This window comes from Mesorhizobium sp. G2-6-1 (assembly GCF_055809095.1).
Genome location: NZ_CM147896.1, coordinates 797,896 through 818,179 on the forward strand (window position 1 = coordinate 797,896; position 20,284 = coordinate 818,179).

15 protein-coding genes and 2 pseudogenes are annotated in these 20,284 nt (G+C 55.4%); 6 read left to right on the forward strand and 11 right to left on the reverse strand.

Annotated features, from left to right (window positions below):
• Window positions 1-4 precede the first annotated feature (4 nt).
• The 7 genes from AC0L7S_RS03835 to rph all read right to left on the reverse strand — a co-directional run bounded on the left by AC0L7S_RS03835 (window position 5) and on the right by rph (window position 5,047).
• Entirely contained in the window at window positions 5-382 is a 378-nt protein-coding gene (locus AC0L7S_RS03835; RefSeq protein ID WP_473473148.1) for a YraN family protein, read from the reverse strand.
• Window positions 375-1,247 (reverse strand): 16S rRNA (cytidine(1402)-2'-O)-methyltransferase, encoded by an 873-nt coding sequence (rsmI, locus tag AC0L7S_RS03840; protein ID WP_473473149.1) that lies wholly within the window; start codon window positions 1,245-1,247, stop codon window positions 375-377. The genes AC0L7S_RS03835 and rsmI overlap by 8 nt, the downstream gene beginning before the upstream one ends.
• A 332-nt stretch (window positions 1,248-1,579) precedes the next feature.
• On the reverse strand, window positions 1,580-2,017 hold the full coding sequence (locus tag AC0L7S_RS03845; protein WP_473473150.1) for an EamA family transporter: 438 nt from the start codon (window positions 2,015-2,017) through the stop codon (window positions 1,580-1,582).
• Window positions 2,018-2,080: 63 nt separating this feature from the next.
• Window positions 2,081-3,244, reverse strand: coding sequence for a radical SAM family heme chaperone HemW (gene hemW, locus AC0L7S_RS03850; protein ID WP_473473151.1), 1,164 nt, complete (start codon window positions 3,242-3,244; stop codon window positions 2,081-2,083).
• A complete protein-coding gene (rdgB, locus tag AC0L7S_RS03855; protein WP_473473152.1) occupies window positions 3,241-3,888 on the reverse strand; it encodes an RdgB/HAM1 family non-canonical purine NTP pyrophosphatase in 648 nt (215 codons plus the stop codon). Before rdgB ends, hemW begins: the two co-directional genes overlap by 4 nt.
• A complete protein-coding gene (locus AC0L7S_RS03860) occupies window positions 3,888-4,313 on the reverse strand; it encodes a VOC family protein (protein WP_473473153.1) in 426 nt (141 codons plus the stop codon). Before AC0L7S_RS03860 ends, rdgB begins: the two co-directional genes overlap by 1 nt.
• A gap of 17 nt (window positions 4,314-4,330) precedes the next feature.
• Entirely contained in the window at window positions 4,331-5,047 is a 717-nt protein-coding gene (rph, locus tag AC0L7S_RS03865; RefSeq protein ID WP_473473154.1) for a ribonuclease PH, read from the reverse strand.
• Between the two features lie 133 nt (window positions 5,048-5,180).
• On the opposite strand from rph, the gene hrcA reads away from it, so the two are divergent.
• The 3 genes from hrcA (at window position 5,181) to AC0L7S_RS03880 (ending at window position 8,011) form a co-directional block, all read left to right on the forward strand.
• Window positions 5,181-6,266, forward strand: a complete 1,086-nt coding sequence (gene hrcA, locus AC0L7S_RS03870; protein ID WP_473473155.1) for a heat-inducible transcriptional repressor HrcA — start codon at window positions 5,181-5,183, stop codon at window positions 6,264-6,266.
• A gap of 45 nt (window positions 6,267-6,311) precedes the next feature.
• On the forward strand, window positions 6,312-6,509 hold the full coding sequence (locus tag AC0L7S_RS03875; protein WP_473473156.1) for a hypothetical protein: 198 nt from the start codon (window positions 6,312-6,314) through the stop codon (window positions 6,507-6,509).
• A gap of 158 nt (window positions 6,510-6,667) precedes the next feature.
• On the forward strand, window positions 6,668-8,011 hold the full coding sequence (locus tag AC0L7S_RS03880) for a PQQ-dependent sugar dehydrogenase (RefSeq protein WP_473473157.1): 1,344 nt from the start codon (window positions 6,668-6,670) through the stop codon (window positions 8,009-8,011).
• Window positions 8,012-8,035: 24 nt separating this feature from the next.
• Here the strand turns inward: AC0L7S_RS03880 and AC0L7S_RS03885 are convergent, their stop codons facing one another.
• The 3 genes and pseudogenes from AC0L7S_RS03885 to AC0L7S_RS03895 form a co-directional block, all read right to left on the reverse strand.
• Window positions 8,036-8,812 (reverse strand): N-acyl amino acid synthase FeeM domain-containing protein, encoded by a 777-nt coding sequence (locus tag AC0L7S_RS03885; RefSeq protein ID WP_473473158.1) that lies wholly within the window; start codon window positions 8,810-8,812, stop codon window positions 8,036-8,038.
• Window positions 8,813-8,993: 181 nt separating this feature from the next.
• The gene (locus AC0L7S_RS03890; RefSeq protein WP_473473159.1) at window positions 8,994-11,303 is read right to left on the reverse strand and encodes a putative bifunctional diguanylate cyclase/phosphodiesterase; all 2,310 of its coding nucleotides are present in this window, start codon (window positions 11,301-11,303) and stop codon (window positions 8,994-8,996) included.
• 163 nt (window positions 11,304-11,466) lie between these two features.
• Window positions 11,467-14,946: pseudogene (locus AC0L7S_RS03895) on the reverse strand (indolepyruvate ferredoxin oxidoreductase family protein).
• A gap of 660 nt (window positions 14,947-15,606) precedes the next feature.
• Here AC0L7S_RS03895 and AC0L7S_RS03900 point away from each other — a divergent pair.
• Together AC0L7S_RS03900 and AC0L7S_RS03905 are read left to right on the forward strand one after the other, a co-directional pair.
• On the forward strand, window positions 15,607-16,191 hold the full coding sequence (locus AC0L7S_RS03900) for a TRAP transporter small permease subunit (RefSeq protein ID WP_473474170.1): 585 nt from the start codon (window positions 15,607-15,609) through the stop codon (window positions 16,189-16,191).
• Window positions 16,191-17,911 (forward strand): annotated as a pseudogene (locus AC0L7S_RS03905) (TRAP transporter large permease). Before AC0L7S_RS03900 ends, AC0L7S_RS03905 begins: the two are co-directional and overlap by 1 nt.
• Window positions 17,912-18,099: 188 nt before the next feature.
• On the opposite strand, the gene AC0L7S_RS03910 reads toward AC0L7S_RS03905, so the two are convergent.
• Entirely contained in the window at window positions 18,100-19,209 is a 1,110-nt protein-coding gene (locus tag AC0L7S_RS03910) for a TRAP transporter substrate-binding protein (protein WP_473473160.1), read from the reverse strand.
• 287 nt (window positions 19,210-19,496) lie between these two features.
• Here AC0L7S_RS03910 and AC0L7S_RS03915 point away from each other — a divergent pair, with 287 nt between their 5' ends.
• The gene (locus AC0L7S_RS03915; protein ID WP_473473161.1) at window positions 19,497-20,270 is read left to right on the forward strand and encodes a gamma-glutamyl-gamma-aminobutyrate hydrolase family protein; all 774 of its coding nucleotides are present in this window, start codon (window positions 19,497-19,499) and stop codon (window positions 20,268-20,270) included.
• Window positions 20,271-20,284 lie beyond the last annotated feature (14 nt).

A 20,284-nucleotide genomic window follows, 5' to 3' on the forward strand; every position in this document is an offset into this window, starting at 1 on the left:
TTACTCAATTCTGCCCCTGGAACGCATTTTTGACATGTATCGGCCACCGGCCCGGCAGCACCGCGATGATGTCGAAACGCACCGATAGCCGGCCAAAGTCGGGCTGGCGCGACAGCCATAAATCGGCAGCTCCTTCAATGCGCCGTTGCGACTGGTGACTGACCGCATCCATTGCCTCTATCAGCGTACGGCGAGCCTTCACCTCGACGATCAACACCAGATCGCCACGCCGCGCAATCAGGTCGATCTCGCCAAGTTTGGTGCGGTAGCGCCGTGCCAGAATGCGATAGCCTTTGAGCATCAATGAGGCTGCCGCCAGCCATTCACCCCTATGGCCGCGGCGATGAGCTTTGCGGCGCTTGTCGATGGTGGTGTCAGGCACCGGTGTTTTCCTTCAATTCCAGCAGACGCCTGTAGAAATCCTGCTTGGAGCCCCCGGTCATTCTTGCCGCTTCGGCGGCGGCCTTCGATGTCGGCAACTCGGCGGCAAGCGACACCAGCAACCGATCGATATCGGCTGGCGTCTGGCTGGTCTCCTCTGGCGGGCCTACGCAAATCACGATCTCACCCTTGGGCGTGTCAGAAGCAGCATAATGGTCAGCCAAAACCGCTAATGTGCCTGGCCGCATTTCCTCGAACGTCTTGGTCAGTTCGCGCCCGATCGCAGCTTTGCGCGCTCCTCCCAAGGTGGTGACCATCGCTGCCAACGTATCGGCCAGACGGCGTGGCGATTCAAAGAAAACCAAGGTCGCGGGTACGCTTTTCAACACCTCCAGCCGTGCAATGCGTTGCCCTTTCTTGACGGGTAAAAAGCCTGCGAACAAGAAGGCGTCGGATGGCAAGCCTGATGCCGTCAATGCGGCAAGCGGTGCGGAAGGTCCGGGAATTGGGACGACACGCAAGCCGCGTTCCAGCGCCTCGCCAACCAGTCGATAGCCCGGATCGGAGATCAGCGGCGTGCCGGCATCGGAGATCAGAGCCACACTTTGGCTGGCTTCAATGGCGGCAATGAGCTTTGGCCCCGCCTGGGCTGCATTGTGCTCATGATAGGCGGTGGTTCGCCGGCGAATGCCGTAGCGGTCAAGCAGCACGCGAGAAACACGCGTATCTTCACAGGCGACGATATCGGCTGCCGCCAATGTTTCCAACGCGCGCAAGGTGATGTCGGCAAGATTGCCGATAGGCGTGGCAACCAGATAAAGCGCGGCAGGCTGCGGGCGGGCGATAACCTCGCCTCCGCCTACCATGTAACTTCGCCTGGTTGTTTCACTTGTCATTTCCGCCCCTTCGCCATTCCTGTCTTGCACGCCTTACGATTGGTTGCAAAACTGTTGGCATCTTCGAGCGAATCGTCATTTCTTTGCCATAAAGCACGTCGCGTCTAAAGGGATTCATGAAGCGTGTTTAAGCCATTGTTTTCATACATGTCGTTGTCCCAAAACCGCTGCACACTTTTGGGCGACATGCATTAGTACGAAGCGAAACCAACCGAACGATGGAGGCCAAACGAACCATGCCCAACCGCTTCGATATCCTCATCTCACGTCTTGAAATAAAAAGCAGCCACGCGAGAGCGCCGTTATACCCGATAAGCGACCAGAACAGCACCAGTAGCGATAAGAGCCACGCCGAGCCAATTCGCTCCGCTCAGGCGCTCGCCAAGAAAGATCACCCCGAAAATTGCAACAAGCACCACGCTTAACTTGTCGATCGGCGCGACTTGCGCTGCATTGCCGAGCTTTAGCGCACGAAAATAGCACAGCCATGACGCGCCGGTCGCCAGACCCGACAGAACTAGGAAAATATAGGTCTTCGGCGAGATCGAATCGAGCCGCTGGAACTGGCCGGTAACTGTGATAATCGCGCCGAGGACGAGCAAAATGACGACGGTGCGGATGAGCGTGGCAAAATCCGAATTGATGTTTTCAATGCCGACTTTGGCGAAAATCGCCGTCAATGCCGCAAAACAGGCCGATAACAATGCCCAGAATTGCCAGGATGATACAGAAAAGGTCATGATCCGCCTCGCCTACTTCATCGCCAACATGCAACAGATAAAGTTGCAACGGAAGCCGCCTGTTTAACTTGCCAGATCGGCCACCACAGCATCCAGCACGATCATACCGGCTGGTGTGGCGCGCAGGCGCGAATTTCCCATCGCCGCCACCAGCCCCTCGCCTTGCAACACGGACAGCCGCGCCGGTGAAAGATCACGTCCCGAGAATTGTTCATAGCGCGCAAGGTCGATACCTTCGGCCAGCCGCAATCCCATCAAAAGGAATTCATCGGCTTCCTGCGAACGTGTCAGCACTTCTCCATCGACGACGCCGTGGCCTTTCGTTTCGACCAGACCCGCCCACGTTTCCGGCATTTTCTCGGCAATCGTTACCACGCGCGTGCCATTTTCGATGAAGCGGCCATGAGCACCGGGGCCGACGCCAATATATTCGCCATAGCGCCAATAGGTCAGGTTGTGCCTGCTTTCGGCACCGGGACGCGCATGGTTTGAAATTTCGTAGGCAGGAAGGCCGTGCTTATCGGTAATCTGCTGCGTAAGTTCATAGAGGTCCGCAGCGTGGTCGCTGTCGGGAATTTCAAACTTTCGCGCAGCGTGCAAATTGTAAAACGGCGTACCTTCCTCGATGGTGAGTTGATAAAGCGACAGATGATCAGCGGCATAGCCTATCGCCTGTTCAAGTTCTTGCGCCCATGCCTGAGGCGTCTGTCCCGGCCGCGCATAGATCAGGTCGAACGACAGGCGCGGAAAAATCTCACGCGCCAGATTTATCGCATGCAAGGCATCCGACACATTGTGCAAGCGGCCAAGAAAACGCAGATCGGCATCGTTCATTGCCTGAACGCCGAGTGAAACACGATTGACGCCTGCAGCGCGGTATCCGCGAAACCGCTCAGCCTCGACAGAGGACGGGTTTGCTTCCAGTGTTACCTCGATATTGGCGGGAACCGACCAGTTCTTTGCCACCGCATCCAGCACCGCACTCACCGTTTCCGGTTTCATCAAGGATGGCGTACCGCCGCCAAGAAAGATGCTGGTGACTTCGCGCGGTCCCGTGCGGGCACGCATCGTGGCGAGTTCAGTAGCAAAGGCGCGGGCAAAGCGTTCCTGATCGACCGGCTGGTGGCGAACATGGCTGTTAAAATCGCAGTAGGGGCATTTGGCCGCGCAAAATGGCCAATGGATGTAAACTCCGAAGCCGGGCGCTCGATCTGGAAACACGGTCAAGCCAGCCCCAGCCGCTTCTCGGCGAATTTCTGGAACGCGCGAGCGCGATGCGAAAGTGCCTCCGACTGGCCGGGCTTCCAGCCATGTTTGTCCTGCGCGCTCATTTCGCCAAATGTTTTGGAAAAGCCGTCGGGCAAAAACACTGGATCGTATCCAAATCCCAGATCGCCACGCGGAGGCCAGACCAGCGTGCCTTCGACTTCGCCGCGAAAATATTCCGTTTCGCCATCGGGGAATGCAAGGCAGATGACAGCAACGAAACGACCGGAGCGTTGTATTTGTTCTGCGACACCTGCTTCTTGCAAGGCGGTTTCGGTGCGTTGCATAGCCATCGCAAAATCACGCGTTCCATCCGGTGTTTCCGCCCAATTGGCGGTGTAGACCCCCGGCGCGCCGTCCAACGCATCGACACACAGGCCGGAATCATCCGAAAGTGCCGGCAAACCAGTCGCCCGAGCTGCGGCGAGCGCCTTTATGCAGGCGTTTTCCTCGAAGGTGGTGCCGGTTTCGTCAGGTTCAGGCAGACCGTATTCCTTTGCCGATTTCGCCTCGAAACCAAACGGCATCATCAGGTCCGCGAATTCCCGCAATTTGCCGGCATTGTGGCTGGCTATAACTATTTTCTTCCCGTCCAGCGAATGCATCAAAGGCCCCAGATTTTCGGTTCAGCAAACTCAAGCGAATTGCCGGATGGATCACGGAAATAGATGGAACGCCCGCCGTTCGGCCAGAAAAAATCTGCCTCTATGGCGATTTTTCGCTGTTCGAGATGGATCTTCCAGCACTCGATTTCTTCTAAGGTCGCAGCGAAGCAAAGATGACCGTTTCCTGTCGTTCCGTGCGGCGGCACCGGCAATCGGGCGTCAGCCGATGGAGGCTCTTTCGTCTTTTGCGCGTCAAACAGCAAAAGCACGCCTTGGCCGCATTTGAAAAATGTGTGCCTGCCTTCGACTTTCGCGATCATTTCCAACCCCAGGACGCCACCATAGAACGCCTCTGCCACGTCCAAATCAGTGACGTAGAGCGCGGATTCGAGGATTGCGGAGGGTATGGGAGAAGGCTGTACCATTTATCCTTGATGGCGTTTTACGCCACTGCCATTTGTTGCAGGCTGACCAGACGTGAAATGCCATTCTTGGCAAGTGCCATCAATTGCCCAAACTGATCTTCGGAAAATGGCTCGCCTTCGGCTGTGCCCTGAATCTCCACGATGCCGCCCTTGCCGGTCATGACAAAATTTGCGTCCGTTCCAGCAGCGGAATCTTCCGAATAATCGAGGTCGATCACCGGCTGCCCATCGTAAATGCCACAGGAAATGGCGGCTACATGGTCTTTCAGTACGCGTTGAACGCTGGTCATCTGCCGCGCCTCCATCCAGCGCAGGCAGTCGTGAAGGGCAACCCAACCACCTGTAATCGACGCAGTGCGGGTGCCGCCATCCGCCTGAATGACGTCGCAATCGACGGTGATCTGCTGCTCGCCAAGTGCCTGGAGATCAACCACGGCGCGCAATGAACGACCGATAAGACGCTGGATTTCCAGCGTGCGGCCACCCTGCTTGCCGGAAGAGGCTTCGCGGCGCATACGATCACCCGTCGAACGCGGCAGCATGCCATATTCCGCCGTCACCCAGCCCTTGCCGGAATTTCGCATCCAGCCCGGCACCTTTTCCTCAAGGCTTGCGGTGCAAAGCACATGCGTATCCCCGAACTTGACCAGGCACGAGCCTTCCGCATGTTTGGAGACGCCGCGCTCGAAAGATATGGCACGCATTTCGTCTAGCTGTCGTTTGGAAGGGCGCATTGGAGCCTCATTATTCAGTGTTTATGGAATCTTGGGCGGCTTGTAGCCCCATGAGGCTTGAGGCGCAAAGGAAAACGGGAAGCTTGCGCTGGGGCTATCGAAGTCTATATCCTTGATCCAGAGGTTAAGCCTGATGAACAAGCCGATCACTGAACCGGCCCTGCATTCGCCCACATTCCAATCACTCGATATGCGCTCGCGTGACATTTTTCGGCGTATCGTCGATTCTTACCTGAAAGACGGCGAACCGGTGGGTTCGCGCAGCCTTTCGCGCCTGCTGCCGTCTTCGCTGTCTCCGGCCACGATCCGCAATGTGATGAGCGATCTGGAACATCTCGGCCTCATCTATGCTCCCCATATTTCTGCCGGCAGGCTGCCGACACAAGCGGGACTGCGCTTTTTTGTCGATGCGTTCATGGAACTCGGCGATCTGTCGGACGAGGAACGCCGCATCATCGAGGCGCAGGTAAAAGCATCCGGCACGGACACATCGCTGGAACATATGCTGACCGAAGCCAGCCAAATGCTGTCCGGCATATCGCGCGGCGCAGGCCTCGTCCTTGCAGCCAAGAACGAGACGGCGCTAAAGCACATTGAGTTCATCCAGCTTGAGCCGCGCAAAGCGCTTACCGTTTTGGTGTCGCAAAATGGCGATGTGGAAAACCGCGTTATCGACCTTCCCGCAGGTATAACCGTCTCGCAATTGCATGAGGCGTCGAATTTCCTGAACGCCCATATTCGTGGCCGCACGCTGGTTGAAGCGCGAAGTGAAATCGCGCGCATCAATGCCGAGACGAAAGCCGCGCTCGATACGCTTTCCCAGGACCTGGTTGAAAAGGGATTGGCGATCTGGGCTGGCGCGGAAAGCGGCCTGCCAGCACGTCTTATCGTGCGCGGACGGGCCAATCTTCTCGAAAATGTCACCGCGCAGGCCGACATCGAACTGCTGAAGCATCTGTTCGAAGACATGGAAACGCAGGACGGACTGATCCAGTTGCTCGATCTGGCAGAAGAAGGCTCTGGAGTGCGCATCTTCATCGGCTCTGAAAACAAGCTGTTTTCGCTGTCGGGGTCCTCACTCGTGGTTGCACCTTACCGCGACAAGGAAGCCCGTGTTGTTGGCGCGCTCGGCGTCATCGGCCCGACCAGACTAAATTATGCCCGTATCGTACCGATGGTCGACTATACGGCACAGCTTATTTCGCGCATGCTGCGCTAGGCGGCAAAATGGCGGCACGATCTGCCGCGTTAACAGGAGGCAACAATGGCGCTGGAACAGTTCAAGGCCCAAATCAGCCTCCTGTTGGAAGAAATGGTCAACCAGCCGGAAAATCAATACGAGATACAAGAGCAGTTGCGCGAAAAACTACGCGAATTGCGCGCGATGGGTCTTCCACTGCCGACCGATCTGGTCGCGCTGGAGAAGCGTCTCGACGACGATTTCAGCGACGCAAGCGCCTGATACGCCAGTACTCGTCCTAGATCACGATGATTTAGGATCGAATCGGTCCAAAATCATGAACGTGATCGATTCCAATAAGTTAGAGCGGGATGCGGGCGGAAAACCGGTATCCACTTTTCCTGGAATTGCTCTGCCGGCTGGCTGAAAGAGGAGATGACATGAGGCTGTTGCTACTCTCGATCTTGCCTGTCGTGGTTTTTTCCGTATCCGCTTTCGCACAGGAGCCGGATGAAACCGTTTTGACCGGCGCTGCTGCCTTCGGTGACTGGCAAAATGATCAACCGGGCACCCGCCGCCTCATCTCGCCTGACGACTTGCCTGCACCATTTGCTACCGGTTCTGCCTCCAATGGAGCAAATCTTGTGAGACGGCCTGACGATGCCGTTCCTACACTGCCGCAAGGCTTTTCTGCTCAGATGATCGCCTCCGGTATTCGTAGCCCGCGTGTGCTTCGCGTCGCCCCCAATGGAGACATTTTCGTCGCAGACAGCCATGCAAACCAGATGCGGGTCTATCGCCTTGCAAAAGATGAGGCGGAACCGGTCAAGCAATCCATCTTCGCGCAGGGGCTCAACAGGCCATATGGCATTGCGTTTCACCCGCCCGGTGACGATCCCGAATGGGTATATGTCGCCAACAGGGACAGTATCGTGCGCTTTGCATACAAGAACGGGGATATGGAAGCATCCGCGCAACCGGAAACCATTGTCCAAAACATACCGAGCGGTGGCCATTGGACACGCGACATTGCATTTTCAGCCGATGGCAAGACGCTTTATCTGTCCGTCGGCTCGGCATCCAACGTCGCAGGCGCTATGGCTGCAAAGCCAACCGATGGCATCGAAGCGTGGTCGAAGCAGGCTGCCTTGGGTGCTGCCTGGGGCGCTGAGACCGGGCGGGCGGCCGTACTGGCCTTTGATCCCGACGGCAGTAACGAGCGCATTGTTGCGACTGGCCTGCGCAACTGCTCAGGCATGAGCATGCAGCCTGCAACCGGTGCTTTGTGGTGCGTCGTCAACGAGCGTGACGGCCTCGGCGACAATTTACCGTTCGATTATGCAACGCAGGTGGCGAATGGCGCATTTTATGGCTGGCCCTGGTACTATATTGGTGCCCACGAAGACCCCAGACATGCTGGAGAGCGTGCCGATCTTGCTGCAAAAGTCACACTACCCAATGTGCTGATGCAGGCCCATTCGGCACCTCTGGGTATTTCATTCTATGAAGGCACATCATTCCCCGCTGCCTACAAGGGCGATGCCTTCGTTACCTTGCATGGTTCATGGAACCGGGATGTCAGAACCGGCTACAAGGTCGTTCGGCTGGTCTTCAACGATGGTGTGGCGACCGGAGAATATGAGGACTTCATGACCGGCTTCATCCTCTCGGAAGATGAGGTCTGGGGCCGGCCCGTGGGCGTCACTGTTGCCAATGATGGTTCGCTGATTGTCAGCGAAGACGGCAATGGCACGATCTGGCGCGTCACCTATAGCGGTGATTGAGCCTGACTTGCCGCCAGAAAACCGTCAGGCCGCAGCGGAATGATATTTGGCTGTTGGCAGGATTGTCAGTGGTGCAAGTTCGCCTCTTGGCGGCTTGGCAAAAAGCATCCGCCGCTCCGTCGCATTCGAATGGAAGAACGGGAACCGTTTCAATATCCATTCACGATTGAGAGCAACATTGGCATCATAGAGCATCACCGGCACCGTAAAGGGTGGATAGGCACGCGGCGATCCTACCTGGACTGCACCGAAAATCCGCCGATAAAAAGCCGTATGTTCTTCGCGAATCACGCCAATGCAAGCTGTTGCATCGAAATGAATGCTGGCGAGCAATCCGAGACGCAAGGTGACATAGGGCAAAGCCCGATGCACAGACAGAAAATCTGGATCAGCAGCCAGAAGTGTCGGATTGATGAAACTTTCTCCACGCATCAAGCGTGGCTGAAGAAGATCACCGAATGTGCTCATTGCTGGAGCATGCGGCTCATCCGGGCTTAGATGATGGATGCGGACCGTACAAACCAGATTGTCATCCACAAAGACCCCGAAACGATAGCAATTGGGCGCATCGTCAAGTTCGTCAGTCATGATCTGGTCGCGTGAGTCGGGCAAAAACCCATTCAGATGATAGGTTTTATAGCGGAGCCGATAGATTGCCTCGAGATCTTCGCCGCTTTCGCAACGCCGGTACTCTACTCGTTCCAATAAGGCTGAAACATTACGCGCAAATGACGATACTTTGCTCGTTTCCGCCCCCACATCGCCAACGCGAACTCCTCGTTCGGTTACCGCAACAGACATGCCAATTCCCTTCTCTCCGCCGCGCTTGATGAACGTAGCGTATGGCTTGGCGCCGTAAAAGAGAAAACTGGCCTATACTTATTTACATTCAATTAAGGTTAACGGGCCGCATCGACAATGCACCTCAAGTGCCGCTGTCCGGTTGCAATGGATCAGAAAGTGGAGTGTCATCTTTGACGCGTCAACTTGCAGCGCGTTTGCCGACAGCTCTCAATTCGCGCGCGAATGGCCACGCGCTGGTCGACATCGTCTCAATGCCGGAGGCCGTCAAAGGCGACCCGAACAGAAAGCCCTGGACCAGATCCGGCTTGACACCTTGCATCAGGATTTTCAGTTGATCGAATGTTTCGACACCTTCGATTGTCACTGTCAGGCCAAGCGTGCGCGTCAAGGTGACAATACCCTTGAGCAGATCAAGCGAACTGGAATCCAAAGCCAGATCGGCAATGAACGATTGGTCGATCTTGACCTTGTCCAGTGGCAGCTTGTGCAGATAGCTCAAGCTTGAATAGCCCGTGCCAAAATCGTCGAGTGCAATACGCACGCCAAGCGATTTGATTTCCTTTATCAGTTCGCGCGTGGCCGACTTATCATCAAGCAATGCCGTTTCCGTCACTTCGATCTCGAGGCGGTTGGGCGAAAGACCCGATGCCGACAATGCATCGCGCACTTTCTGGACAACTTCGTGATTGCGGAAATCCTTTGCCGAAAGGTTGACTGATACGGTTGTGTGAGCGGGCCATTTAACGCATTCACCACAAGCGGCATTCAACACGAACGTGCTGATGTCGGAAACGATCCCCATTTCCTCGGCAAGCGGAATGAATATGGCGGGCGAAACCGGGCCAAGCTCTGGATGGTCCCACCGGCAAAGCGCCTCGCAACCCGAAATCCGCATTGTCGTCATCGATACGATGGGCTGGTAGACCACACGCAATGTTCCAGTATCGACGGCTGTGCGCAAATCGGCTTTCATCGTCTGCCGATTTCGGAAGGCAGCATCCATGGAGGACTCGAATAACCGCCAGCCCTTCTTGCCGAGTTCCTTGGCCTCATACAAAGCCAGATCGGCCTTGACGATCATCTCATCGACGTCGCTTGCTTCCACCTTTGCCAGCACCGCACCGGCGCTTGCCTGTATGCGCAAAGCATGGCCGGCAACATCGACTTCACCTTGCAGGTCTGCAAAAATCTCATCCAGCCTGCCGGCAAGGTCACTCTCGTTATCGACGCGATCGAAGAAAATCATGAACTCATCACCACCGAAGCGGCTGATCTTGACGCCAGGCGTGGAATAGGACGCAAGCTTTTCAGCCACGGCATAGATCAGGCCATCGCCAACGGGGTGGCCGAGCGTGTCATTCACATTCTTGAAATCGTCGAGATCAAGTGTCGCAAGCGCGCAATAACGCTCCTTGTTGCCCGATGCCATGCTCTCGCTGACGACTTCGTGGAAATAGGCCCGGTTCATCAATCCGGTCAGGCTGTCATAGCGCGCCATGAAGCGGATGCGCTCTTCAGCCTCGATACGCACGGTGACGTCTTCGAAGGTGATAACGCCGAGTTCCTGGCTGCCCTCGCGCGCCGAAAATTCATAGTGCTGGCCGTTAGAAAAGCCGACAAGGACCTTACGGTCCCGGCCTTCACGCAAAGCCCTGGTAAGTTGCACCTCGACATATTGGCAATCCTTTGAGGTGAGCATTCCACCTGCAACACCTCGCATCAGCAACGAATGAACAGAGCGCCCAATCACGTCATCGGGCGACTTCAACGACATCAGATGTGCGGCTTCGGCATTGGCGACCACGACACGGCCGTCCGGGCCAAGCATCACCAGACCATGCGACATGGTGTTCAGTGCCCGGTTGAAACGCTGGGCCAGCCGTTTCGATCTTTTCTCTTCACTGATGGCCGTAAAAAGGACTGTGCGAACCAGTTTCGCCATCGAATTGATGGTGAAAATAAATGGAATAATGAACAAGCCGAGAATGAAATTGTAGAAATCGCCCTTCAGCATCAACCCCAATGCGATTGGTGCGATGACGGACATGGTCAGTATGACCACCATTTTTCGCGACCCGAAATTGCGGCCGGCGATGGTGATGGCGCTGGCAAGCACCATCGAGATGGCGGCAACCTCACCGAAGAGATCCGGGGCGATGTAAAGGCACGTGAAGGCAAAAAAGCCGACCACCGCGCCGTGTATCGTTCCGGCCACAAGATAATAATTTTCCCAGGCCAACGCCGCCTGATATGTCTGTATCGTCTCCGGCTTTACCCGTTGAATCGCATAGTAGCGCCCCAAAGTGACCACCACCATGACGATGGTGAGCACGAGATAGATCAGTGCAGACGATTTCCAATAGACGAGCGTCCCAATAACTGCTTGGGAAAATGCGCCGACGATCAGGAGCCTCGCGTTGTCAAACAACGATCGGACGAAGCCCACATATACGTCTTCTGATATGTCGTCGGTTTTGTCTACGATCATGGCCTGCTGCCGCACGAAGCACCAGTCTTGCCATATTCCCCTTAAGAAAACTTTAGAGATCGCTAGATTACAGGGGCCGCAGGTAGGCGTTTTGGGTTTTTGGTGAAAAAACTGCACTTCAGGTAAACAAGACGTATCGACGGGCAGTGGTCTGGTTATTCGCTCATTCTGCGGCCAAAACATCACTATTGTCAGGTTGCTTTGCCAACCGCTCAAGCAGCCTTGCACGCTCGCCATTTGCATGTTCGACGGATTTTAGTTTGACATGCCCGAAACCGCGAATGAGCGATGGCACCGACAATAACGCTGCCGCCGCATCCATTTTTTCAGCTGTCAAAGAGCTTGCAACAGCATCGAGATCCGCCTCGTAATTTGCAAGCAGCTGGCGCTCCATACGTCGCTCGAAACTGTAGGCGAATGGATCGAGTGCGCTACCGCGCACCCCTTCATTGATGCCAAAAGACGGAAAGCCTTCATCATCCAAGGACCGAAGCTCGACTTTCGCGGATGTCCATTGGTGTCACGCCGTCCGAGGATGGGCGGCGCGAGGTGGAACTCCAGCTTATCGTAACCATCAAACTGCTTTGCCAGTTCTTCAACGAAGGAACCGTCGGTATAGAGCCTCGCAACCTCGTATTCGTCCTTTATGGCCATCAATTTGAACAGGTTTCTGGCAGCGGCTTCACTGACAACGGTCGATCCGGAGGAAATTTTCGTTTCCGCTGCGCGCAATGCCGCGAGTTTTTCGGAGTAACGTCTGGCGTAGGCAGCATTTTGATAGGATGTCAGGAAAGCAGCGCGTCGTGCAATCAGCTCATCAAGCGTTGTTTCAGCCGAGGCCAGAGACGATTTCCGGCCATGTTTTTCGACTATACCGCGCACGAAATCCGGCTGGTGTGCGGCGCGACGTCCCCACCTGAATGCCGCGATGTTCATGGCAACCGCCTGACCATTCAATTCAATCGCTTTTTCGACCGCTACGGCCGAAAGCGGCAAACCTCCATGCTGGAAGGCAAAGCCGAGCATGAACATATTGGCGCCAAGCGAACTCCCGAACAGGATCGCAGCCGTATGCGTTGCGTCGAAGAAATGCGCGTTCTCTTCACCGGCAGCTTCACGTATGGCCTTTTTCAGGCGTTCGACCGGCAGCGAGAAATCGGCAGAGCGGGCGAAATCTCCGGGCATGATCTCGGCAGTATTGGCGAGAAAGATCGTGTGATTTTCACGCACCGACGTCAAAACCTTGCTGGCGCCCGACACCACCAGATCGCAGCCGAGAACAAGATCGGCCTTGCCTGCGGAAACACGGATGGCGTGGATGTCCTCGATGGATTTCGCGATACGGACGTGGGTGAATACCGCCCCGCCTTTCTGGGCAAGACCTGCCATGTCGATCAGACCGCAGCCCTTGCCTTCAAGATGCGCGGCCATGCCGAGGATAGCGCCGATGGTGACAACACCTGTGCCACCAACGCCGTCGATCACCGCAGCCCAACCATCCTTGTCCAGTGGAAAGGCGTCGGGCGTTGGCACCCCGTCCAGTGGCTCAAAGCGACCGGCTATACCCTCGGCTTTCCTGATTTTCGCACCATGTACGGTAACGAATGACGGGCAAAAACCGTCAACGCACGAGAAATCCTTGTTGCACGACGATTGGTCGATGCGCCGTTTACGGCCAAATTCGGTTTCGACCGGCTGAATGGAAACGCAATTCGATGCAACGCCACAATCGCCGCAACCTTCGCAAACCAGTTCGTTGATGAAAACGCGCCTGTCGGGATCCGGAAACTCGCCACGTTTGCGGCGACGGCGCTTTTCCGCGGCACAGGTCTGGTCATAAAGCAGGACCGAGACGCCCCTGGTGGCGCGCAGGTCGCGTTGCACATTATCCAGTTCATCGCGATGATGGACGCTGGTACCGGCGGGAAACTCGGCATGCCCAAGATATTTTTCCGGCTCGTCGCTTACCACGGCAATTCTGTCGACGCCTTCGGCGCGAACCTGCCGGGCAATCATATCGACGCTCAGACCGCCTTCATGCGGTTGCCCACCGGTCATGGCCACGGCATCATTATAAAGAATTTTATAGGTGATGTTGACGCCGCTCGACAGGGCAAAACGAAGAGCCAGCGTGCCGGAATGATTATAGGTGCCGTCACCGAGATTCTGGAAAATATGGTCGCGCGTGGAAAATGGTGCCTGACCGACCCATTGCGCGCCCTCTCCTCCCATCTGGGTGAAGCCGACCGTCGAGCGATCCATCCATAGCGCCATGAAATGGCAACCGATACCAGCCGCCGCAACGGAACCCTCGGGCACTTTCGTCGAAGAATTGTGGGGACAGCCCGAACAGAAATAGGGCGCGCGTGCGCCGATATCCCTGCTATCGGCAAGCATCGCCTGAAATTGACGCAGATTGGCGATGCGAGCGGAAATCTCCTCGGAAGGACCAATTATCTTTACAATGCGCTCGCCGATGGCAATCGCAATGTCATTTGGATCAAGCGCCCCTTTTGCCGGGAAAAGCCAATCTCCTCGCTCGTCTTTCTTGCCAAGAATTGCTGGCTGAAGCGCCGTTCCATAGAGATTTTCACGCAATTGCATCTCGATAAGGGAGCGTTTTTCCTCCACCACGATGACGGTTTCGAGACCTCGGGCAAAGTCCGAAATGTGCTGGAAATCCAGCGGCCAGGCACAGCCGACCTTGAACAGGCGCACACCAATGCGATTGGCAGTCTTTTCATCGAGACCGATGGCATCAAGGGCTTGACGCACGTCGAGATAACTCTTGCCCAAGGTCACGATTCCGATCCTGGGCTTGCTGCCGCCGGAATAGATGATGCGGTTCAGCTTATTGGCCTGGACGAAAGCCGAGATGGCAGCGCGCTTGTGTTCAAAAAGCCGCTCCTCCTGACCCAGCATATTGATTTCGTGGCGAATTCCCATTCCACCGGGCGGCATGTCAAATTCGGGAACCACAATATCCTGGCTACCTAGCGCAACATTGACCGAGGCCGTCGATTCTGATGTTGTCCTTCACGCATTTGATCGCCGTCCAGGTGGAGGAAAAGCGCGACATGGCGAAGCCGTAAAGACCGTAGTCGATCAATTCCTGAACACCCGCCGGATTGAGCACCGGCATCATGGCATCAACGAAAGCGAACTCGGTGGCATGCGCGTTGGTTGAGGATTCGGCCATATGGTCGTCCCCCATCAATGCAAGTGCACCGCCATGCTTCGAGGTTCCGGCAAGATTGGCGTGACGAAAAACGTCGCCGGATCGATCAACGCCCGGACCCTTACCGTACCAGAGGGTAAAAACGCCGTCATATCTGCCTTCGCCCAGCAATTCTGCCTGCTGGGTTCCCCAACATGCGGTTGCCGCAAGCTCTTCATTGAGGCCCGGCTGGAAAACGATGTTGGAACCGGAAAGCTGATTTCTTGCCTTCCAAAGTTGCAAATCGAGCCCGCCAAGCGGCGAACCGCGATAACCGGAGACAAAACCTGCCGTGTTCAGCCCGGAGCGACGATCAAGTTCGCGCTGCATCAAAAGCATGCGCACGACCGCTTGAGCACCAGACAGAAAGACGCGCTCCTTGCTGAGATCGAACTTGTCGTCGAGCGCGACGTCATGAAGCGTCATCAAGCATTTCCTCAGTCGAGGTAACCCTGAAGCAGGCAACCAGTGTCAAGAATGATCGTGGCAGTGTTCATCTCCGGTCCTGAGAGGTCAAATGAAATCGACGTCACCAACAAGGTGAGAGCGGTTAAGCTATTGATAGAGTTGCCGAACCGCTCCGAGTATTTGTTGTGCTCAATCCCATAGGAAAACCTGCGGCAAGGTTTTCCATAGTGGCCACTGCGGTTTGCCATTAGCCACGCATTGTCAAAGTCCCTTGTAGCGGTGTTGCAATTATGACGAAGGTGACAGTGCGGATTGCTGCTTTCGTCCGATTGTTTCCATTTTTCCAGGATGAAGGCATGAAGACGCACCCAGCCACATCAGACTTTCGTTGCATCATCTGACGAAAGTGCCAGTTTCGGCTATTTTGGCCGCCAACGAGATGTTTTTAGAAGCCGTTCGCGAGTTGACGTGCCGAACCACGAGCGGCATAGGTTTGAGCCAAGAAAACACCCCTATCGCGATGGTGTTGCACAAGGACTGCCACAGGGAGGGAACTGGATGGACTTGTTCAGCACCATCATCGAAGGCGCATGGCACTCGCCCGGTGGACGTTTCATACTGGCTGCCGCGCTGCTCATCATCATTGCCGCAATATGGACTATCTGGTTTGACCGGCAAATGAACCTGATGGTCAGGGTTTCTCGCATCATAGACCGCGCCAACGAAACCATTGGCAAATGGATTTCGTGGATGATTTTTCTTTCGATCCTGATCAGTGCCGGCAATGCGACCATCCGCAAAGTATTCAACACCTCGTCAAATGCGTGGCTTGAACTGCAATGGTATCTTTTCGGGGCCGCTTTCCTGCTGGCTGCCGCATATACGCTGAAGCAGAACGAACATATTCGCATCGACATCATCTATGGAATGTTTCCGCGCCGGGTACAGCATTGGATCGACCTGTTCGGCCATGTCGTGTTCCTGATGCCGTTCGTCATATTGATGATCATCTATCTCACGCCTTACACCCTGCTGTCGTTTCACAGCGGCGAAATGTCGACCAATTCCGGCGGCCTGATAATCTGGCCAGCCAAGGCATTGCTTCTGGTCGGTTTCGTTCTTCTCGGATTTCAGGGCATCTCCGAGATCATAAAAAAGATTGCCATCATGAACGGCAGGATGGATGACCCCTCGCCATTCGTATCCACCCACGAACAGGTTGAGCGCGACGCCAAGACGATGATCGACGAGGTGCGCTCATGATGGAGTTCATTGCACAGAACATGGCGCCGATCATGTTCTGTTCGCTGATCGTCTTCATGCTGATCGGCTATCCCGTTGCTTTTACACTCGCAGCCAACGGTTTGATGTTTTTCGTCATCGGCGTGGAGCTTGCACCGTTCTCAAACGGCTCCATCAATCTGTCGTGGCCGCTGCTTTATGCACTTCCGGATCGTTTCTACGGCGGTGTCATGGCAAACGAAACGCTTCTGGCTATCCCGTTCTTCACCTTCATGGGCATTGTGCTTGAGCGATCCGGCATGGCGGAGGATCTGCTCGATACGATCGGCCAATTATTTGGACCGGTGCGCGGCGGGCTCGCCTATGCCGTGGTTATTGTCGGCGCGCTTCTGGCTGCTACAACCGGCGTGGTTGCAGCCTCGGTCATTGCTATGGGTCTGATCTCGCTTCCCATCATGTTGCGCTACGGTTACGACCGGCGCGTCGCCACAGGTGTCATCGCAGCATCGGGTACACTGGCTCAGATCATCCCGCCATCGCTAGTGCTGATTGTTTTGGCAGACCAGTTGGGTCGCTCGGTCGGCGACATGTATCAAGGAGCGCTGATCCCCGGCATGGTTCTGATGGGCCTGTATCTGGGCTACGTGCTGTTGCTGTCGATCATCAAACCAAAATCAATGCCAGCCCTGCCACTTGAAGCGCGCACGCTAGGTCACGGCGTGCTCTCCCTGGTGGTCGCTCTGGCCGCAACTATTGCGATTTCCTACGTCGCCTACCGCTATCTGGTTCCATCCTACGGCGGCGATGCCGACATTCTCGGCGCCACGATCGGTGTGATCTTCATCTATGTGGTCGCACTTGCAGACAAGACTTTCAATTTCAAACTGTTGTCGCGACTGGCGCAGCAGGTGATCATTGTGCTGATCCTGCCGCTGGCGCTGATCTTCCTGGTTCTGGGCACGATCTTCCTCGGCATTGCAACGCCAACCGAAGGCGGGGCCATGGGCGCCGTCGGTGCGCTGGTAATGGCCGCGGGAAAGCGGCGCCTGACACTCGATGTGGTCAAACAGGCATTGGCCACGACAACGCGCCTGTCTTCATTCGTGTTGTTCATTCTGATCGGCGCGCGGGTCTTTTCGCTGACTTTTTACGGCGTCAACGGACATTTGTGGGTAGAACATCTTCTGGTGTCGCTGCCGGGCGGCGAGGTCGGGTTTCTCATCTTCGTCAACATACTGGTGTTTTTCCTCGCCTTCTTCCTGGATTTCTTTGAACTTGCCTTCATCATCGTGCCGCTTCTTGCACCGGCCGCCGAAAAACTCGGGATCGACCTCATCTGGTTCGGCGTGCTTTTGGGCATCAACATGCAGACCAGTTTCATGCACCCGCCATTCGGGTTTGCCCTGTTTTACCTGCGTTCTGTGGCCGCGCGCGTTCCGTATCTCGACCGCATCACGGGCAAGAAGATTGCACCGGTAACAACCGGCCAAATCTACTGGGGGGCGGTGCCTTTCGTTTGCATACAGGTAATCATGATCACGCTGACGATCGTGTTCCCGCAGATGGTCATGCACTACAAGGGTAAGGTAGTTGACCCTTCAAACATTGAAATCAAGATTCCGGAATTGCCGGGGCTGGGACTGTCGCCACTCGGCGCTCCACCGCCATTTGATAGCGACGGATCAACACCCCCACTGCTCCTGCCACACCAAATCTGTTGACACCACCAAGTTTCAACTGAGCGGCATTCAGCAACAAAAAAACCCCGGAGCCGAAACTCCGGGGTTTTTGATATTGGCCAGACAAAATATCTGTATCTGGATTTAACGGTACAAGAGCGATTCGGCTTTTGGTTGAAATCTCGAACCACTCTCAACTGTTTGTTTTATTCAATCCCGGACGGAAAACCGCACTTTTCCTGGAATTGCTTTATAGTTTGCCAGCGCGCTGCTGGATCATCATGAAGGTATCGAAATTATATTCGGCGATCTGTGCCCACAGATAATGCTCCTTGCGGAACGCCGTGATCGAATCCCAGATCTTCTTGAACTCAGCATTCGATCCCACCATCTCGGCATACACTTCATTTGACTTGTCGAAACAGGCGGAGAGAATTTCCTGACTGAACGGGCGAAGCTGCGCGCCATTGGCGACCAGCGACTTAAGTGCCGTCGGGTTCAGGTAATCATATTTTTGCAACATGTCGGCGTTCGTCGCCTGGGCGGCGGTGCGCACGAGCGACTGATATGCCGGTGGCAATCCGTCAAACTTTTCCTTGTTGAACATGAGATGGACGGTTGGACCACCTTCCCACCATCCGGGATAGTAGTAATAAGGTGCAACCTTCTGGAAGCCCAGTTTCTCGTCATCATAGGGACCGACCCATTCGGCCGCATCAATGGTGCCTTTTTCCAATGCCGGATAGATATCGCCGCCAGCAAGCTGTTGGGGAACAAGGCCAAGCTTTTCCATGACCTTGCCGGCAAAACCGCCGATGCGCATTTTCAAGCCTGAAAGATCGGCGACAGTGTTGATCTCCTTGCGGAACCAGCCACCCATCTGGGTGCCCGTATTGCCGCCCGGAAACCCGACCAGACCTTGCTTGGCAAGGAACTCGTTATAGAGCTCGATGCCGCCACCATGATAGTGCCATGCATTCATGCCACGCGCGTTGAGTGCAAACGGCACGGCTGCTCCCAGCGCCCATACCGGATCCTTGCCCCAGTAATAATAACCAACGGTATGACAAGCCTCGACGGTTCCCGCCGTTGTCGCATCGGCGGCCTGAAGACCAGGTACGATCTCGCCGCCAGCGAAGACCTGAATGTTGAAGTTGCCGTCAGTTGCCTCCGACAGCATTTTGGAGAAAACTTCCGCACCGCCATAGATTGTATCTAACGACTTGGGAAACGACGACGTCAGTCGCCATGTGACCTTGGGATTGGATTGGGCGATAGCAGGCGAAGCAAGTGTTGCAGCAGTTGCAGCAGCCCCCGCGCCGGTAACGCCAGCCTTGCGAATAAATGAACGACGATCCATGGATTTCCTCCCTTTCTGAATCAATAAATTGGCCTGAACACTATGAAATCAGTTCGCTTTTGGCGACGAATATGCAGCGACAATACACAGCGAAGATGTCTAGTCCAGAGCAAGCGACGTTAGCACGGACAAAATGAATGTGTTTTGTCTTATGTGGTAAAAGTTATTGCAACTATAGTCGAAGACGTGAAGCCCCAAGTCTGGGATGGCGCAAAATTTGACATGGCAAACTTTCACCATATCGCCTATTTTGAATGACTGAAAAACCATAGGATCGAATACCGCAGATGGTTCAGCCACTCGTTGCCGTTTCCACGGATGTCAAGCATTTCGAGAATTACGCCTGGCATGCCGTGCCCCAGCAATATCTGGAGGCCGTGCTTTCCGGCGCGGGAGTGCTTCCAGTGCTGGTGCCATCCTTTGGCGAGCGGCTGGATCTCGACGAATTGTTGTCGCGGGTCGACGGCGTGATGATGACCGGCTCGAAATCGAACGTACATCCTTCGCTCTATGGTGGTGACCCCAGCGAGGCCAATGGTCCTTACGATCCGGCCCGCGATGCGACGACGCTCCCGCTGATCCGCAAAGCGGTCGATCAAGGCGTGCCGTTGCTTGCGATCTGCCGCGGCATCCAGGAAATGAACGTCGCGCTTGGTGGGTCTCTTGCCACGGAAATACAAGAACGCGAAGGGTCACTCGATCACCGTGCACCGGTGAGCGACAATCAAGATGAACGTTTCGCCATTCGCCAGTCGGTGGCAATCCAGCCGGGAAGCTGCCTTGCGAAGGTGTTCGGTGCGGGCGACATAAATGTCAATTCCATACACAGGCAGGCTATTGACCGACTCGGACCGCAGCTTCAGGTCGAGGCTATTGCCGAGGACGGGACGGTTGAGGCTGTATCGGTCCGGGATTCATCCGCATTCGCGGTGGGCGTGCAATGGCACCCGGAATATTGGGTGAAGTCCGACAGCATATCCCAAAAGGTTTTCAAGGCGTTTGGCGATGCCGTGCGGCTACACGCACTGGCAAAGACAGGTGCGTGCACAGCTGCGGAATAAAAGGGCATCACCGC

Coding starts and splice junctions, on each gene's coding strand:
- rsmI (WP_473473149.1), bottom strand. CDS start 1,247: ATGGTAGGCGGAGGCGAGGTTATCGCCCGCCCGCAGCCTGCCGCGCTT.
- AC0L7S_RS03910 (WP_473473160.1), bottom strand. CDS start 19,209: ATGGATCGTCGTTCATTTATTCGCAAGGCTGGCGTTACCGGCGCGGGG.
- AC0L7S_RS03845 (WP_473473150.1), bottom strand. CDS start 2,017: ATGACCTTTTCTGTATCATCCTGGCAATTCTGGGCATTGTTATCGGCC.
- rdgB (WP_473473152.1), bottom strand. CDS start 3,888: ATGCATTCGCTGGACGGGAAGAAAATAGTTATAGCCAGCCACAATGCC.
- AC0L7S_RS03875 (WP_473473156.1), top strand. CDS start 6,312: ATGGCGCTGGAACAGTTCAAGGCCCAAATCAGCCTCCTGTTGGAAGAA.
- AC0L7S_RS03900 (WP_473474170.1), top strand. CDS start 15,607: ATGAACCTGATGGTCAGGGTTTCTCGCATCATAGACCGCGCCAACGAA.
- AC0L7S_RS03915 (WP_473473161.1), top strand. CDS start 19,497: ATGGTTCAGCCACTCGTTGCCGTTTCCACGGATGTCAAGCATTTCGAG.
- AC0L7S_RS03880 (WP_473473157.1), top strand. CDS start 6,668: ATGAGGCTGTTGCTACTCTCGATCTTGCCTGTCGTGGTTTTTTCCGTA.
- AC0L7S_RS03890 (WP_473473159.1), bottom strand. CDS start 11,303: ATGATCGTAGACAAAACCGACGACATATCAGAAGACGTATATGTGGGC.
- rph (WP_473473154.1), bottom strand. CDS start 5,047: ATGCGCCCTTCCAAACGACAGCTAGACGAAATGCGTGCCATATCTTTC.
- AC0L7S_RS03885 (WP_473473158.1), bottom strand. CDS start 8,812: ATGTCTGTTGCGGTAACCGAACGAGGAGTTCGCGTTGGCGATGTGGGG.
- hrcA (WP_473473155.1), top strand. CDS start 5,181: ATGAACAAGCCGATCACTGAACCGGCCCTGCATTCGCCCACATTCCAA.
- AC0L7S_RS03860 (WP_473473153.1), bottom strand. CDS start 4,313: ATGGTACAGCCTTCTCCCATACCCTCCGCAATCCTCGAATCCGCGCTC.